Genomic DNA, 13,873 nt, shown 5'->3' with positions numbered 1-13,873 from the left:
TGTCTATTCATCGCTTGACAATTGTAGGGCGTAAGACTCACAAGTGTAAGGCTATTGCTTAACAGCAGTGGTTCTTACGCCCTACAACTGTGGAGTGATTATTGAATGACTACAAAGGTAATAGATGTATATGACTTAAGCAATACTTTTTGCCTACTTTTCCGGTAGATGAGATTGTTGGAAAATAGTAGTCTGTTAATTTGTAAAACCTTGATATACGGTATTATATTCGCTGAAAATAACTAAAAAAAACGAATATGAATGCGATTAAAAATCTTATTGAAAAGCTGTGTGACCTGGTGATGCACGGACGGTTTTCGGATGAAACGGAAGTGATAGCAAATGCAGTATCGGAGGTGATGTCGGTAGTGGCAACAGAAGAGCTACCGGAAAAACACTCGACAATGATGCAGGAAGTGTCGGGTGTGAATAATGCAGGTAATGTTGTGCCCCTTGCAGCAACGGATACCCCTTTGCAAAAAGCGACCCGGGCGATGATGGCAATGGAGCAGTTTCTGGGTGAACAGTACGATCTCCGTTTCAACAAGCTGACATCGGAGACGGAATTCAGGAAGCGGAATCTTTCCGGAGCCTGCTTCCAGCCTGTGGGACAGCGCGAGTTGAACAGTTTCTGTATAGAAGCGCGAAAGCAAGGGATAGATTGTTGGGACAGGGATGTGTCGCGTTATGTGTTTTCCGATAGCATTCCTGAATATCATCCGTTCAGCCTTTATATGGATGAGTTACCGGACTGGGATGGGATCGACCGGATCGATAGCCTGGCACGCAGGGTTTCTTCTGTTCCGTTGTGGGTAAAATGTTTTCATCGCTGGTTGTTGGGGATGGCGGCACAATGGTTGGAGACAGACCGGCTGCATGCAAACAGTGTATCACCGGTATTAGTCAGTCGTACACAGGGAAAACAGAAGTCTACGTTTTGTAAATTATTGCTTCCCCGTGAGTTGCAGCGGTATTATACGGACAGCTACGATCTGTCCGCCCAATCGGCGGCAGAATGTAAGCTAACGGAATTCGGCTTGATCAATATGGATGAATTTGATAAGTTTACTCCTCGCAAGATGGCATTGTTGAAGAACCTGATGCAGGTTGTCAATCCATGTGTTCGCAAAGCACACCAGAAAAATTATCGTCCGTTACCCCGTGTCGCTTCTTTCATCGCAACGTCTAATCAGAAGGAGTTGCTGACTGATCCCACTGGAAGTCGTCGGTTCCTGTGTGTTGAAATAGAAAATAAAATAGATTGTTCTCCGCTTGATTATCGTCAGCTTTATGCTCAGCTGAAAGCCGAATTACTGGCCGGCGAACGGTATTGGTTCACTTCTGAAGAGGAAGCGGAGATCATGGCGGCCAACGAATCGTATTACAAGCATCCTGTTGAAGAAGATGTGTTCAGGAGTTGTTTTCGTCCGGCCGAATATGGAGAGAAGGCATTGATGCTTTCTGCTGCGGAGATTTTCCAGCGGTTGAAAAAGCATAATCCGGCAGCTATGCGCTCGGTATCGGCAGGTAATTTCGGAAAGTTCCTTTCTTCCCTGGGGATTGAACGGAAACATACCGAATCCGGTAATTATTATAGGGTGGTAGCACTGGTGTAAAATGGTCTTTTAAGGTGTAAAAAGGGCCAATTAACATTTGACTCTGAAAAATAGGGAAAATGTGGTTGGATAAGAGAAAGATTCTTGATAAATCATCTTTCATTGTTTTGGCTTGATAATCAGTGTGATATATCGGCTGAAACCTGAAAGGTGATTTGTTGTATTATATATGTCAGTACCTTTGTGAAGAGAGAAAACAGACACAAGACAAGCCCTGTTGGTTTTAAGCCGGCGGGGCTTCGTGTTAAATAATAATAAATAGTTTGAATTCACATGTTGTAGAACAGAAACAAACGGGAACTATTATGTAACTTTGCACCGTTTTTAGCGCAGATTATGCAGAAAAACAGATGTAACTCGTTGGTTATACGGAAATAATGCGTATCTTTGCAGCCTGAAATAGAAAAAAGAGATAAATAAAATTATAACACATTCAAAGTTTAAAAAAGAAAAGAAATGCCTACAATTCAGCAATTAGTTAGAAAAGGAAGGGAAACTTTGGTGGTAAAAGGTAAATCACCTGCATTGGATGCTTGTCCTCAGAGACGTGGCGTTTGTGTACGTGTTTATACTACAACCCCGAAAAAGCCTAACTCTGCAATGCGTAAAGTAGCGAGAGTTCGTTTGACAAATGGTAAAGAAGTAAACTCTTACATTCCGGGAGAAGGACACAACTTGCAGGAACACTCAATCGTATTAGTACGTGGTGGTCGTGTGAAGGACCTTCCTGGTGTACGTTATCACATTGTACGTGGTACCTTGGATACAGCTGGCGTTAATGGTCGTACTCAGCGTCGTTCTAAATACGGTGCAAAACGTCCAAAAGCGGGTGCTGCTCCAGCAAAAGGAAAGAAGTAAAAATCACCCTTTCAAACTGAGAATTTAAATTTAAGTATTAAAGCTGGTTTGAGTTATTTGGATAGGCTACAAGGTTGAGTAAATGGTTCAGCGGAACCGTTGAAGACAAAATTAAAAGGCAACCAAAGACAAAAACGAAATTTTTGAAAACAAAATGAGAAAAGCAAAACCAAAGAAAAGACAGATCCTCCCGGATCCTGTTTTCGGTGATGTAAAGGTTACGAGATTCGTAAACCATTTAATGTATGATGGCAAGAAAAATACTGCCTTCGAAATTTTCTATTCCGCTCTGGAAAACGTTAAGGCTAAATTGCCTAACGAGGAAAAGTCTGCTCTCGAAATTTGGAAAGCTGCACTCGACAATATTACCCCCCAAGTCGAAGTGAAGTCACGCCGTGTTGGTGGTGCTACTTTCCAGGTACCTACTGAAATTCGCCCCGATCGTAAAGAATCAATTTCTATGAAGAACCTGATCATCTTCTCACGCAAGAGAGGTGGTAAGACTATGTCTGATAAGTTGTCTGCAGAGATTGTAGATGCTTACAACAACCAGGGTGGCGCATTCAAAAGAAAAGAAGATATGCACCGTATGGCTGAAGCTAACCGTGCATTTGCACACTTCAGATTTTAATTTAGCAAATTTAGGAGAATAAAAGAAAGATGGCAACAAAAGCTGACGAACAATTAAAATATACCAGAAACATCGGTATCATGGCGCACATTGATGCAGGAAAGACTACGACTTCAGAGCGTATCCTTTTCTACACAGGTCTGACTCACAAAATTGGTGAGGTTCATGACGGTGCTGCAACAATGGACTGGATGGAGCAGGAACAGGAACGTGGTATCACTATCACTTCTGCTGCGACTACTACTTTCTGGAATTACGCTAATGACAAATATAAAATCAACTTGATTGACACTCCGGGGCACGTGGACTTTACTGTTGAAGTAGAGCGTTCACTGCGTATTCTGGATGGTGCAGTTGCTGCATTCTGTGCGGTTGGAGGTGTAGAACCTCAGTCTGAAACAGTATGGCGTCAGGCTGATAAATATAATGTACCCAGAATTGGTTATGTAAATAAAATGGACCGTTCCGGCGCAAACTTCTTTGAAGTAGTTCGTCAGGTGAAGGATGTATTGGGTGCTAATCCTTGTCCTATTCAGATACCTATCGGTGCAGAAGAAACTTTCAAAGGTGTAATCGACCTGGTAACAATGAAGGCTATCCTTTGGCATGACGAAACTATGGGTGCTGAATATTCTGTTGAAGAAATTCCGGCAGACCTGAAGGATGAAGCTGAAGAATGGAGAGATAAGATGTTGGAAGTTCTGGCTGAATGCGACGATGCTTTGATGGAAAAATACTTTGATGATCCTGCAACTATTACAGAAGATGAAATCAGAGTTGCTATCCGTAAAGGTACTATCGCTATGCAGATCAATCCGATGATCTGTGGTTCTTCTTTCAAGAACAAAGGTGTTCAGACTTTATTGAATGCTGTTTGTGCTTACCTGCCTAGCCCTGCTGATGCAGAAGCTATCGAAGGTACAGACCCACGTGATCCTGATACTGTAGTCGTGCGTAAACCGTTGTTCGAAGAGCCGTTGACAGCATTGGCATTTAAGATTGCAACCGACCCGTATGTAGGCCGCTTGTGTTTCTTCCGTGTATATTCAGGTTCTTTATTGGCTGGTTCTTATGTATACAACACTCGTTCAGGCAAGAAAGAACGTATTTCTCGTCTGTTCCAGATGCATTCAAACAAGCAGAACCCGATGGAAGCTATCGGTTGTGGTGATATCGGTGCTGGTGTTGGTTTCAAAGATATCCGTACTGGTGATACTCTTTGTGACGAAGCACATCCGATTACACTGGAATCTATGGAATTCCCGGACCCGGTTATCGGTATCGCAGTAGAGCCTAAGACTCAGAAAGACCTGGATAAACTGGGTATGGGATTGGCTAAGCTGGCTGAAGAAGATCCTACTTTCCGTGTTCAGACTAACGAAGAAACAGGTCAGACTGTAATTAGCGGTATGGGTGAGCTTCACTTGGATATCATCGTTGATCGTCTGCGTCGTGAATTCAAGGTTGAATGTAATCAGGGTAAACCTCAGGTTACTTATAAAGAAGCTATCACTAAATCTGTTGAACTTCGCGAAGTTTATAAGAAACAGTCTGGTGGTCGTGGTAAGTTTGCTGATATCATCGTTCGTATCGAACCGGCTGACGAAAGTTTCGAAGGAACACTTCAGTTTATTGATGAAGTAAAGGGTGGTAACATTCCTAAGGAATTTATTCCTTCAGTACAGAAAGGTTTCGAAAAAGCAATGAAGAACGGTATTCTTGCCGGTTATCCGTTGGATAAGCTGAAAGTTACATTGATCGATGGTTCATTCCATCCGGTTGACTCTGACCAGTTGTCATTCGAAATCTGTGCTATCCAGGCATTCAAGAGCGCATCAGAAAAGGCAGGTCCTGCTTTGATGGAGCCAATCATGCAGATGGAAGTTGTTACTCCGGAAGAAAGCATGGGTGATGTTATCGGTGACTTGAACAAACGTCGTGGACAGGTAGAAGGTATGGAAACAAGCCGTACTGGTGCACGTGTTGTAAAAGCTAAAGTGCCTTTGGCTGAAACATTCGGTTATGTTACTGCACTGCGTACTATCACTTCAGGTCGTGCAACATCTTCAATGCAGTTCTCTCACTATGCTCAGGTATCCTCTTCTATTGCTAAGCAGGTACTGACAGAAGTACAGGGTCGTGCTGATTTGATCAAATAATTTAGAAACATATATAACAATATGAGCCAAAAGATCAGAATTAAATTAAAGTCTTACGATTATTCTTTGGTAGACAAGTCTGCCGAGAAGATCGTGAAGACGGTAAAGGCTACAGGTGCTGTTGTTAGCGGACCGATTCCTCTGCCTACACACAAACGTATCTTTACTGTGAACCGCTCTACTTTCGTTAATAAGAAATCTCGTGAGCAGTTCGAACTGTCATCTTACAAAAGATTGATAGACATTTACAGCTCAACTGCAAAAACAGTTGACGCCTTGATGAAGCTGGAATTACCCAGTGGTGTTGAAGTAGAAATTAAAGTGTGAGTTATTTAAAAATTAAGTGAAATGCCAGGATTATTAGGAAAAAAAATCGGAATGACATCCGTTTTCAGTGCCGAGGGAAAAAATCTTCCATGCACTGTTATCGAAGTGGGTCCTTGTGTTGTTACACAGATTAAGACTTTGGAAAAAGATGGCTATGAAGCTGTACAGTTGGGTTTCGAAGACAAAAAAGAGAAACATACAACTCAGCCGGAAATGGGCCACTTCAAGAAAGCCGGTGTAACTCCCAAGAGATACTTGGCCGAGTTCAAGAATTTTGAAACTGCATACAATCTGGGTGATGTGATCACTGTGGATTATCTGGAAAATGCAGGTTTCGTTGATGTAGTTGGTACATCAAAAGGTAAAGGTTTCCAGGGTGTAGTAAAACGTCATGGTTTCGGTGGTGTAGGTCAGACTACTCACGGTCAGCATAACCGTTTGCGTGCTCCCGGTGGTATCGGTGCTTGTTCATACCCTGCAAAGGTATTCAAGGGCATGCGTATGGCCGGACAGATGGGTAATGAACGTGTAACAGTTCAGAACCTGGAAGTGATCAAGGTAATGCCGGAACATAATCTTTTATTGGTTAAAGGATCTGTTCCAGGAGCAAAAGGTTCAATCGTATTAATTGAAAAGTAATGGAACTGAGCGTATTTAATATTAAAGGTGAAGATACCGGAAGAAAGGTAACTTTAAACGATGCTATCTTCGGCATTGAACCCAATGATCATGCCATTTACCTGGATGTAAAGCAGTATTTGGCAAACCAGCGTCAGGGTACTCACAAATCGAAAGAAAGAAGTGAGATCTCTGGTAGTACACGCAAACTGATCCGTCAGAAAGGTGGTGGTGGAGCCCGTCGTGGTGATATCAACTCTCCTGTATTGGTTGGTGGTGCTCGCGTTTTCGGTCCGAAACCGAGAGATTATGAGTTCAAATTGAACAAGAAGGTAAAGGGTCTGGCTCGTAAGTCTGCTTTGGCTTATAAAGCTAAAAATAATGCAATTGTAGTTGTAGAAGATTTCGCTCTGGAAGCTCCGAAGACTAAAGAATTTGTAACAATTGCTAAAAACCTGAAAGTGGCTGATAAAAAGTTACTTATGGTTTTACCGGAGAAAAATAATTTTGTATATTTGTCGGCTCGTAATTTAGAAAAGACAAATGTTATAACAGCCTCTGAATTAAACACATACAAAGTGCTTGATGCAGCTAATTTGGTTTTGACTGAAAGTTCTGTTGCTGTTATAGAAAAACTTTTTAATGCATAAGGAGTAAGGAAATGGGAATTATTATTAAACCTATAGTAACAGAGAAGCAAACAGCGATTACTGAAAAAATGGCTAATCGCTATGGTTTTCGTGTTTCTCCTGATGCCAACAAGTTGGAGATCAAAAAAGCTGTACAGGATATGTATAATGTAACTGTAGTTGATGTTAACACCATCAACTACTCCGGCAAGCAGAAAAGCCGTTATACAAAATCAGGTATTATCAATGGTAAACAGGCAGCTTTTAAGAAGGCAATCGTAACGTTGAAAGAAGGAGAAACAATTGATTTCTTTAGTAATATCTAAAAAAAGAAATGGGAATACGTAAATTAAAGCCCACAACACCGGGGCAGAGACACAAAGTTATTGGTGCATTTGATAAAATCACTGCAAGTACACCAGAGAAGTCTCTTGTGGTAGGTAAGAGCAGTACTGGTGGTCGTAACAACACAGGTAAGATGACAATGCGTTATCTTGGTGGCGGTCACAAACAAAAGTACAGAATTATCGACTTCAAGAGAAATAAAGATGGCATTCCTGCAACAGTAAAGTCTATTGAGTACGATCCAAACCGTACTTCTCGCATCGCTTTATTGTATTATGCTGACGGAGCAAAGAGCTATATTATCGCTCCGAACGGCTTGGAAGTTGGCCAGACAGTGGTTTCAGGTAGCGATGCCGCTCCTGAGGTAGGTAATACTTTGCCTATGGCAAATATTCCCGTTGGTACTATTATTCATAATATTGAGCTTCGTCCCGGACAGGGTGCCAAAATGGTACGTTCTGCTGGTGCTTTTGCGCAGTTGACTTCTAAAGAAGGTGCTTATGCAATTATTAAGATGCCTTCTGGCGAAACCAGAAAGATTCTTGCTGCATGTAAGGCTACAATTGGTAGTGTAGGTAATTCAGACCATGGTCTTGAAAAATCAGGTAAAGCCGGTCGCTCTAGATGGTTAGGTCGTCGTCCTCACAACCGTGGTGTTGTTATGAACCCGGTTGATCACCCAATGGGTGGTGGTGAAGGTCGTGCTTCCGGAGGTCATCCAAGATCTCGTACAGGCTTGTATGCTAAGGGCTTGAAGACAAGAGCTCCGAAGAAGCATTCTTCAAAGTATATTATTGAAAGAAGAAAGAAATAATCTGATTAATTAAGTAAACTATGAGTCGTTCACTAAAAAAAGGCCCGTATATTAACGTAAAGCTGGAAAAGAAAGTCTTGGCTATGAATGAGTCAGGAAAGAAAGCCGTAGTTAAGACATGGGCAAGAGCTTCAATGATTTCGCCTGACTTTGTAGGCCATACTATTGCAGTTCATAATGGAAATAAATTTATTCCTGTTTTTGTAACCGAAAATATGGTAGGTCACAAGTTGGGAGAATTTTCACCAACTCGTACGTTCCGTGGTCACGCCGGTAACAAGAAAAAATAATTATCGGTAGTAACAGGAATTCAGGAATCTGAAAATAAAAAGAATCAATAAAAATGGGTGCTAGAAAAAGAATATCAGCTGAAGCAAGAAAAGAAGCCCAAAAGACCATGTACTTCGCAAAGTTGCGTAACGTACCTACTTCTCCGCGTAAGATGCGTCTCGTTGTAGACATGATCCGTGGTATGGAAGTATTCCGTGCACTTGGTGTTTTGAAGTTTTCTAACAAGGAAGCTGCAGCAAGAGTAGAAAAATTGCTTCGTTCAGCAATTGCCAATTGGGAGCAGAAAAATGAACGTAAAGCAGAAACTGGTGAGTTGTTTGTTTCTTCAATCAGCGTTGATTGCGCTACTACATTGAAGAGAATGCGTCCGGCTCCCCAGGGTAGAGGATACAGAATTCGTAAACGTTCGAACCATGTAACCTTGTTTGTTGATACACTTAGTAAAAACGATAGTCAAAATTAATTGTAGATGGGACAAAAAGTTAATCCGGTTAGTAATCGTTTAGGAATCATCCGTGGTTGGGATTCCAATTGGTATGGCGGCAAAAATTACGGAGATACTTTGCTGGAAGATAGCAAAATCCGTAAATACTTGAATGCTCGTCTTGCTAAAGCTAGTGTATCTCGTATCGTTATTGAACGTACGCTTAAGTTGATCACAATAACAGTTTGCACATCACGTCCGGGCATCATCATCGGTAAAGGTGGTCAGGAAGTTGATAAATTGAAAGAAGAGTTGAAAAAAATTACCGACAAAGAAGTTCAGATCAACATCTTTGAGGTAAAAAGACCCGAATTAGACGCAGTCATTGTTGCAAACAATATTGCTCGTCAACTTGAAGGAAAAATTGCTTACCGTCGTGCTATTAAGATGGCTATCGCCTCTACCATGAGAATGGGTGCAGAAGGTATTAAAGTGCAAGTATCTGGTCGTTTGAACGGTGCTGAAATGGCTCGTTCTGAAATGTACAAAGAAGGAAGAACTCCGTTACACACTCTGAGAGCAGATATCGATTACGCTTTGGCTGAAGCGTTGACGAAAGTTGGCTTGCTGGGGATCAAGGTATGGATCTGCCGTGGTGAAGTTTATGGTAAGAGAGATCTTGCTCCTTCATTCACAGCCTCTAAAGATTCAGGCCGCAGAAATGACAATGCCGGTGGCAACAGAGGAGATAAGAACTTCAAGAGAAAAAAAGCTAATCGTTAAACGTTAGAATTAAGAAGAGATGTTACAACCAAAGAAAACCAAGTTCAGAAGACAGCAGAAAGGTCGCATGAAGGGTGAAGCTCAACGTGGCAACCAGCTGGCATTCGGTTCGTTCGGTATAAAAGCGTTAGAGAATAAATGGATTACCGGTCGCCAGATTGAAGCTGCCCGTATCGCGGTAACTCGTTATATGCAACGTCAGGGTCAGGTTTGGGTTCGGATTTTCCCGGATAAACCTATTACAAAGAAACCGGCCGAAGTACGTATGGGTAAAGGTAAAGGTAACCCGGAAGGCTTTGTTGCGCCTGTTACTCCAGGTCGTCTGATTTTCGAAATTGAAGGTGTTCCCTTTGATATTGCGAAAGAAGCTTTGCGCTTAGCAGCACAGAAGCTTCCGGTAACAACGAAATTTGTTGTGAGACGTGATTATGATATGGCTAATCAAAATGCGTAATTGTTATGAAGATTGCAGAAATTAGAGAATTAAGCACAAAAGAATTGCTTGAAAGAGTAGATGCTGAGGTTGCTGCCTACGATCAGAAGGTTATTAACCACACTATCTCTCCGACAGACAACCCTGCACAGATTAAACAACAACGCAGGATGATTGCGCGCATGAGAACAGAATTGCGCCAGAGAGAACTTAACAACAAATAATTGAGCCTGATGGAAACTAGAAATTTAAGAAAAGAAAGAACGGGCGTGGTTACTAGCAACAAGATGGATAAAAGCATCACTGTTGCTATTAAATGGAAGGAAAAACACCCCATTTATGGTAAGTTCGTTAACAAAACGAAGAAATATCATGCTCACGACGAAAAGAATGAGTGCAATATCGGTGATACCGTAAAAATTATGGAAACTCGTCCTTTGAGCAAAACAAAGAGATGGAGATTAGTTCAAATAATCGAAAGAGCTAAGTAACATGATACAACAAGAATCAAGACTAGTAGTAGCAGATAACAGTGGCGCAAAAGAATGTTTATGTATCCGTGTTTTAGGCGGAACCAGAAAACGTTATGCTTCTGTTGGGGATGTAATTGTAGTAGCAATTAAGAGTGTAATCCCGTCAAGTGATGTGAAGAAGGGTGCTGTTTCTAAGGCTATCATTGTTCGCACTAAAAAGGAAATCCGTCGCCCGGATGGTTCATACATCCGTTTCGATGATAACGCTTGCGTATTGTTGAATGCCGGTGGTGATATTCGTGGAAGCCGTATCTTCGGTCCGGTTGCCAGAGAACTTCGTGCAACAAATATGAAAATTGTTTCACTTGCACCTGAAGTACTTTAATTCGTAAAATTTAAGGTAATGAGTAAATTACATATCAAAAAAGGCGATATAGTTTTTGTTAATGCCGGCGAAGACAAAGGTAAAACAGGTCGTGTTTTACAGGTGCTCGTAGACGAGAACCGTGCTATTGTTGAAGGCGTTAATATGGTATCAAAGCATACCAAGCCTAATGCAAAGAATCCGCAAGGAGGAATTGAAAAGAAGGAAGCTCCTATTCATATTTCAAACCTGAACGTGGTTGACCCGAAATCAGGTAAACCGACACGTATCGGACGTAAAGAAAATGCTGAAGGTGCTTTAGTTCGTTATTCTAAAAAATCAGGGGAGGAAATTAAGTAATGAGCAATACTGCCAGTCTTAAAAAAGAATATCAGGACAGAATTGTTCCTGCTTTGACAAAAGAGTTCGGATATAAATCAGTAATGCAGGTACCCGTATTGAAGAAGATTGTAATCAATCAAGGTTTGGGTATGGCTGCTGCCGACAAGAAGATCATCGATATCGCAATCAGCGAATTGTCTACAATTACTGGTCAAAAGGCCGTTGCGACAGTATCTAAAAAGGATATCTCAAACTTTAAGTTGCGTAAAAAAATGCCTATCGGCGTGATGGTAACATTGCGTCGTGAGCAGATGTACGAATTTTTGGAAAGATTAGTTCGTATCGCTCTTCCGCGTATTCGTGACTTTAAAGGTATTGAAAGTAAGTTAGATGGTAGAGGTAATTATACCATGGGTATTCAGGAACAAATTATTTTTCCTGAAATAAATATCGATAATATTACTAAAATATTAGGAATGAATATTACCTTTGTGACCTCTGCGAAAACAGATGAAGAAGGGTATGCTCTGTTGAGAGAATTTGGGTTGCCTTTTAAAAATGCAAAAAAAGACTAAGTTATGGCTAAGGAATCAATGAAAGCCCGCGAGGTTAAAAGAGCAAAACTAGTAGCTAAATACGCCGCTAAAAGAGCTGAACTGAAAGCTGCTGGTGACTACGAAGCTTTGCAGGCTTTACCTAAAAATGCTTCTCCTGTACGTTTGCACAACCGTTGCAAAATTACAGGTCGTCCGAAAGGGTATGTACGCCAGTTCGGCATTTCACGTATTCAATTCCGTGAAATGGCATCCAATGGTTTAATCCCGGGTGTAAAGAAAGCAAGTTGGTAAGTTTTTTTATTTAAATATTGTCCGGGTGGCCGGATCAATTTAATTCATTTATATATGACAGATCCTATTGCAGATTATTTGACAAGATTGCGTAATGCAATTAAAGCGAAGCACAGAGTTGTTGAAGTGCCGGCGTCAAATTTAAAGAAAGAGATCACTAAGATCCTTTTCGAAAAGGGCTACATTCTTAATTTTAAGTTTGTAGAAGAAGGTCCTCAGGGAACAATTAAGATTGCCTTGAAGTATGACCTGGTAAACAAAGTGAATGCAATCAAGAAACTTGAGAGAGTTTCTACTCCAGGTTTGCGTAAGTACACTGGTTACAAAGAAATGCCGAGAGTATTGAATGGTTTAGGTATTGCCGTTCTTTCGACTTCTAAGGGTGTGATGACAGACAAAGAAGCCCGCGATCTGAAGATCGGTGGTGAAGTATTATGTTATGTTTATTAATTAGGAGGAAAGAAGAATGTCAAGAATAGGAAAATTACCAATTCATGTGCCGGCCGGTGTAACGGTTACGATTAAGGATAGCGTGGTGACTGTAAAAGGTCCTAAGGGCGAAATGACTCAGGCTGTTAATCCTGATATTAATGTAACTCTGGAAGATGGAGTTATTCATTTAGCAAGACCGACAGATGATAAGAACCATCGTGCATTACATGGTTTGTATCGTTCTCTGATCAACAATATGGTGATCGGTGTATCTGAAGGATACAAAAAAGAACTGGAACTGGTCGGTGTTGGTTACCGTGTTACTAACACAGGACAGCTGTTGGATCTTTCTTTAGGTTATACTCACAACATCTATTTGCAGTTACCTAAAGAGGTGAAGGTTGAAACGAAGACTGAGAGAAATAAGAATCCTCTTATTATCCTTGAATCAGCTGATAAACAATTACTGGGTCAGATTTGTGCTAAGATTCGTTCATTCAGAATGCCGGAACCGTATAAAGGTAAGGGTATTAAGTTTGTGGGTGAGGAAATTCGCAGAAAGTCTGGTAAATCAGCAGGTAAGTAATCTACGTAAACTGAAATTATCATGACAACGAAGGAAGAAAGAAGATTAAAAATAAAACGAGGAATACGTGGAAAAGTTGCAGGAACACCTGAACGTCCACGCCTTACTGTGTTTAGAAGCAACAAGCAGATCTATGCACAGGTTATAGATGATACTACAGGTAAAACTTTGGCTGCTGCTTCATCTTTGAAATTAGATGTTAAGGCTCCCAAAAAAGAAATCGCTGCCAAGGTTGGTGAATTGATCGCTAAAGGCGCTCAGGAAGCTGGTATTCAGGCTGTTGTTTTCGATCGTAATGGTTATCTGTATCACGGTAGAATTAAAGAATTAGCAGATGCTGCACGTAACGGCGGCCTTAAATTTTAATGAAGATGGCAGGAGTTAATAATAGAGTTAAATCGACCAACGACTTAGAGTTGAAGGACAGATTAGTTGCAATCAACCGCGTAACTAAAGTAACGAAAGGTGGACGTACTTTTAGTTTTGCTGCTATTGTCGTAGTAGGAAACGAAGACGGTATCATCGGTTGGGGCTTAGGTAAAGCTGGTGAAGTAACGACAGCTATCGCTAAAGGTGTAGAAGCTGCTAAAAAGAATTTGATCAAGGTTCCTGTTCATAAAGGTACTATTCCTCACGAACAGCTTGCTAAATTCGGTGGTGCACAGGTGCTGATCAGACCGGCATCTCATGGTACTGGTGTAAAAGCCGGTGGTGCTATGCGTGCTGTATTGGAGAGTGTTGGTATTACTGACGTTTTGGCTAAATCAAAAGGATCATCAAACCCTCACAACTTGGTAAAAGCTACTATTGCTGCGCTGGGTGAATTGAGAAGTCCGTTTATTGTAGCTCAGAACAGAGGTGTATCTGTAGAAAAAGTGTTTAGAGGTTAATTAGGGAGGA

The 13,873-nt window shown here is 41.3% G+C and carries 23 protein-coding genes; all 23 read left to right on the top strand.

Going from position 1 to position 13,873, the window contains the following annotated elements; all coding sequences use genetic code 11:
• Nucleotides 1-257 precede the first annotated feature (257 nt).
• The 23 genes from C825_RS24825 to rpsE all read left to right on the top strand — a co-directional run bounded on the left by C825_RS24825 (nt 258) and on the right by rpsE (nt 13,863).
• The gene (locus C825_RS24825; RefSeq protein WP_010800554.1) at nt 258-1,616 is read left to right on the top strand and encodes a VapE domain-containing protein; all 1,359 of its coding nucleotides are present in this window, start codon (nt 258-260) and stop codon (nt 1,614-1,616) included.
• A 456-nt stretch (nt 1,617-2,072) separates the two neighbouring features.
• Nucleotides 2,073-2,474 carry a 30S ribosomal protein S12 gene (gene rpsL, locus C825_RS24820; protein WP_009859549.1) on the top strand — a complete coding sequence of 134 codons (402 nt, stop codon included), beginning with the start codon at nt 2,073-2,075 and terminating at the stop codon, nt 2,472-2,474.
• Between the two features lie 154 nt (nt 2,475-2,628).
• The gene (rpsG, locus tag C825_RS24815; RefSeq protein WP_009859548.1) at nt 2,629-3,105 is read left to right on the top strand and encodes a 30S ribosomal protein S7; all 477 of its coding nucleotides are present in this window, start codon (nt 2,629-2,631) and stop codon (nt 3,103-3,105) included.
• A gap of 29 nt (nt 3,106-3,134) precedes the next feature.
• Nucleotides 3,135-5,264, top strand: a complete 2,130-nt coding sequence (gene fusA, locus C825_RS24810; RefSeq protein WP_009859547.1) for an elongation factor G — start codon at nt 3,135-3,137, stop codon at nt 5,262-5,264.
• Nucleotides 5,265-5,285: 21 nt separating this feature from the next.
• Nucleotides 5,286-5,591 carry a 30S ribosomal protein S10 gene (gene rpsJ / locus C825_RS24805; protein ID WP_005634728.1) on the top strand — a complete coding sequence of 102 codons (306 nt, stop codon included), beginning with the start codon at nt 5,286-5,288 and terminating at the stop codon, nt 5,589-5,591.
• Nucleotides 5,592-5,612: 21 nt separating this feature from the next.
• Nucleotides 5,613-6,230, top strand: a complete 618-nt coding sequence (rplC, locus tag C825_RS24800) for a 50S ribosomal protein L3 (protein ID WP_009859546.1) — start codon at nt 5,613-5,615, stop codon at nt 6,228-6,230.
• Complete coding sequence (rplD, locus tag C825_RS24795) at nt 6,230-6,859, top strand: 50S ribosomal protein L4 (RefSeq protein ID WP_009859545.1); 630 nt, start codon at nt 6,230-6,232, stop codon at nt 6,857-6,859. The genes rplC and rplD overlap by 1 nt, the downstream gene beginning before the upstream one ends.
• A gap of 11 nt (nt 6,860-6,870) precedes the next feature.
• Nucleotides 6,871-7,164 carry a 50S ribosomal protein L23 gene (gene rplW / locus C825_RS24790; protein WP_009859544.1) on the top strand — a complete coding sequence of 98 codons (294 nt, stop codon included), beginning with the start codon at nt 6,871-6,873 and terminating at the stop codon, nt 7,162-7,164.
• Between the two features lie 8 nt (nt 7,165-7,172).
• Nucleotides 7,173-7,997: a 50S ribosomal protein L2 gene (gene rplB / locus C825_RS24785; protein WP_009859543.1), complete on the top strand. Its 825-nt coding sequence runs from the start codon at nt 7,173-7,175 to the stop codon at nt 7,995-7,997.
• Nucleotides 7,998-8,017: 20 nt separating this feature from the next.
• Nucleotides 8,018-8,287 (top strand): 30S ribosomal protein S19, encoded by a 270-nt coding sequence (rpsS, locus tag C825_RS24780; protein WP_005634738.1) that lies wholly within the window; start codon nt 8,018-8,020, stop codon nt 8,285-8,287.
• A 53-nt stretch (nt 8,288-8,340) separates the two neighbouring features.
• Complete coding sequence (gene rplV, locus C825_RS24775; RefSeq protein ID WP_009859542.1) at nt 8,341-8,751, top strand: 50S ribosomal protein L22; 411 nt, start codon at nt 8,341-8,343, stop codon at nt 8,749-8,751.
• A 6-nt stretch (nt 8,752-8,757) separates the two neighbouring features.
• Nucleotides 8,758-9,495 carry a 30S ribosomal protein S3 gene (rpsC, locus tag C825_RS24770; RefSeq protein ID WP_009859541.1) on the top strand — a complete coding sequence of 246 codons (738 nt, stop codon included), beginning with the start codon at nt 8,758-8,760 and terminating at the stop codon, nt 9,493-9,495.
• A gap of 19 nt (nt 9,496-9,514) precedes the next feature.
• A complete protein-coding gene (rplP, locus tag C825_RS24765) occupies nt 9,515-9,949 on the top strand; it encodes a 50S ribosomal protein L16 (RefSeq protein ID WP_005634742.1) in 435 nt (144 codons plus the stop codon).
• A 5-nt stretch (nt 9,950-9,954) separates the two neighbouring features.
• Nucleotides 9,955-10,152 (top strand): 50S ribosomal protein L29, encoded by a 198-nt coding sequence (rpmC, locus tag C825_RS24760; protein ID WP_009859540.1) that lies wholly within the window; start codon nt 9,955-9,957, stop codon nt 10,150-10,152.
• Nucleotides 10,153-10,161: 9 nt separating this feature from the next.
• Nucleotides 10,162-10,419 carry a 30S ribosomal protein S17 gene (gene rpsQ / locus C825_RS24755; RefSeq protein WP_009859539.1) on the top strand — a complete coding sequence of 86 codons (258 nt, stop codon included), beginning with the start codon at nt 10,162-10,164 and terminating at the stop codon, nt 10,417-10,419.
• A 1-nt stretch (nt 10,420) separates the two neighbouring features.
• On the top strand, nt 10,421-10,786 hold the full coding sequence (gene rplN, locus C825_RS24750) for a 50S ribosomal protein L14 (protein WP_010800553.1): 366 nt from the start codon (nt 10,421-10,423) through the stop codon (nt 10,784-10,786).
• 18 nt (nt 10,787-10,804) lie between these two features.
• Nucleotides 10,805-11,125 carry a 50S ribosomal protein L24 gene (gene rplX / locus C825_RS24745; RefSeq protein ID WP_009859538.1) on the top strand — a complete coding sequence of 107 codons (321 nt, stop codon included), beginning with the start codon at nt 10,805-10,807 and terminating at the stop codon, nt 11,123-11,125.
• Entirely contained in the window at nt 11,125-11,682 is a 558-nt protein-coding gene (gene rplE, locus C825_RS24740) for a 50S ribosomal protein L5 (RefSeq protein ID WP_010800552.1), read from the top strand. Before rplX ends, rplE begins: the two co-directional genes overlap by 1 nt.
• Nucleotides 11,683-11,685: 3 nt before the next feature.
• The gene (rpsN, locus tag C825_RS24735; RefSeq protein ID WP_009859536.1) at nt 11,686-11,955 is read left to right on the top strand and encodes a 30S ribosomal protein S14; all 270 of its coding nucleotides are present in this window, start codon (nt 11,686-11,688) and stop codon (nt 11,953-11,955) included.
• Between the two features lie 54 nt (nt 11,956-12,009).
• On the top strand, nt 12,010-12,405 hold the full coding sequence (gene rpsH / locus C825_RS24730; RefSeq protein WP_009859535.1) for a 30S ribosomal protein S8: 396 nt from the start codon (nt 12,010-12,012) through the stop codon (nt 12,403-12,405).
• A gap of 16 nt (nt 12,406-12,421) precedes the next feature.
• Complete coding sequence (gene rplF, locus C825_RS24725) at nt 12,422-12,973, top strand: 50S ribosomal protein L6 (RefSeq protein ID WP_009859534.1); 552 nt, start codon at nt 12,422-12,424, stop codon at nt 12,971-12,973.
• Between the two features lie 21 nt (nt 12,974-12,994).
• A complete protein-coding gene (gene rplR / locus C825_RS24720) occupies nt 12,995-13,339 on the top strand; it encodes a 50S ribosomal protein L18 (protein ID WP_009859533.1) in 345 nt (114 codons plus the stop codon).
• A gap of 5 nt (nt 13,340-13,344) precedes the next feature.
• Nucleotides 13,345-13,863 carry a 30S ribosomal protein S5 gene (gene rpsE, locus C825_RS24715; protein WP_009859532.1) on the top strand — a complete coding sequence of 173 codons (519 nt, stop codon included), beginning with the start codon at nt 13,345-13,347 and terminating at the stop codon, nt 13,861-13,863.
• Nucleotides 13,864-13,873: the final 10 nt, after the last annotated feature.

Origin of the sequence: Parabacteroides sp. ASF519 (assembly GCF_000364265.2) — a bacterium.
Classification (GTDB): Bacteria; Bacteroidota; Bacteroidia; order Bacteroidales; family Tannerellaceae; genus Parabacteroides; species Parabacteroides goldsteinii.
The sequence above is the reverse complement of the archived record's forward strand: the minus strand, read 5'-3'. Positions and strand labels throughout refer to the sequence as shown.

Coding starts and splice junctions, on each gene's coding strand:
- C825_RS24825 (WP_010800554.1), top strand. CDS start 258: ATGAATGCGATTAAAAATCTTATTGAAAAGCTGTGTGACCTGGTGATG.
- rpsL (WP_009859549.1), top strand. CDS start 2,073: ATGCCTACAATTCAGCAATTAGTTAGAAAAGGAAGGGAAACTTTGGTG.
- rpsG (WP_009859548.1), top strand. CDS start 2,629: ATGAGAAAAGCAAAACCAAAGAAAAGACAGATCCTCCCGGATCCTGTT.
- fusA (WP_009859547.1), top strand. CDS start 3,135: ATGGCAACAAAAGCTGACGAACAATTAAAATATACCAGAAACATCGGT.
- rpsJ (WP_005634728.1), top strand. CDS start 5,286: ATGAGCCAAAAGATCAGAATTAAATTAAAGTCTTACGATTATTCTTTG.
- rplC (WP_009859546.1), top strand. CDS start 5,613: ATGCCAGGATTATTAGGAAAAAAAATCGGAATGACATCCGTTTTCAGT.
- rplD (WP_009859545.1), top strand. CDS start 6,230: ATGGAACTGAGCGTATTTAATATTAAAGGTGAAGATACCGGAAGAAAG.
- rplW (WP_009859544.1), top strand. CDS start 6,871: ATGGGAATTATTATTAAACCTATAGTAACAGAGAAGCAAACAGCGATT.
- rplB (WP_009859543.1), top strand. CDS start 7,173: ATGGGAATACGTAAATTAAAGCCCACAACACCGGGGCAGAGACACAAA.
- rpsS (WP_005634738.1), top strand. CDS start 8,018: ATGAGTCGTTCACTAAAAAAAGGCCCGTATATTAACGTAAAGCTGGAA.
- rplV (WP_009859542.1), top strand. CDS start 8,341: ATGGGTGCTAGAAAAAGAATATCAGCTGAAGCAAGAAAAGAAGCCCAA.
- rpsC (WP_009859541.1), top strand. CDS start 8,758: ATGGGACAAAAAGTTAATCCGGTTAGTAATCGTTTAGGAATCATCCGT.
- rplP (WP_005634742.1), top strand. CDS start 9,515: ATGTTACAACCAAAGAAAACCAAGTTCAGAAGACAGCAGAAAGGTCGC.
- rpmC (WP_009859540.1), top strand. CDS start 9,955: ATGAAGATTGCAGAAATTAGAGAATTAAGCACAAAAGAATTGCTTGAA.
- rpsQ (WP_009859539.1), top strand. CDS start 10,162: ATGGAAACTAGAAATTTAAGAAAAGAAAGAACGGGCGTGGTTACTAGC.
- rplN (WP_010800553.1), top strand. CDS start 10,421: ATGATACAACAAGAATCAAGACTAGTAGTAGCAGATAACAGTGGCGCA.
- rplX (WP_009859538.1), top strand. CDS start 10,805: ATGAGTAAATTACATATCAAAAAAGGCGATATAGTTTTTGTTAATGCC.
- rplE (WP_010800552.1), top strand. CDS start 11,125: ATGAGCAATACTGCCAGTCTTAAAAAAGAATATCAGGACAGAATTGTT.
- rpsN (WP_009859536.1), top strand. CDS start 11,686: ATGGCTAAGGAATCAATGAAAGCCCGCGAGGTTAAAAGAGCAAAACTA.
- rpsH (WP_009859535.1), top strand. CDS start 12,010: ATGACAGATCCTATTGCAGATTATTTGACAAGATTGCGTAATGCAATT.
- rplF (WP_009859534.1), top strand. CDS start 12,422: ATGTCAAGAATAGGAAAATTACCAATTCATGTGCCGGCCGGTGTAACG.
- rplR (WP_009859533.1), top strand. CDS start 12,995: ATGACAACGAAGGAAGAAAGAAGATTAAAAATAAAACGAGGAATACGT.
- rpsE (WP_009859532.1), top strand. CDS start 13,345: ATGGCAGGAGTTAATAATAGAGTTAAATCGACCAACGACTTAGAGTTG.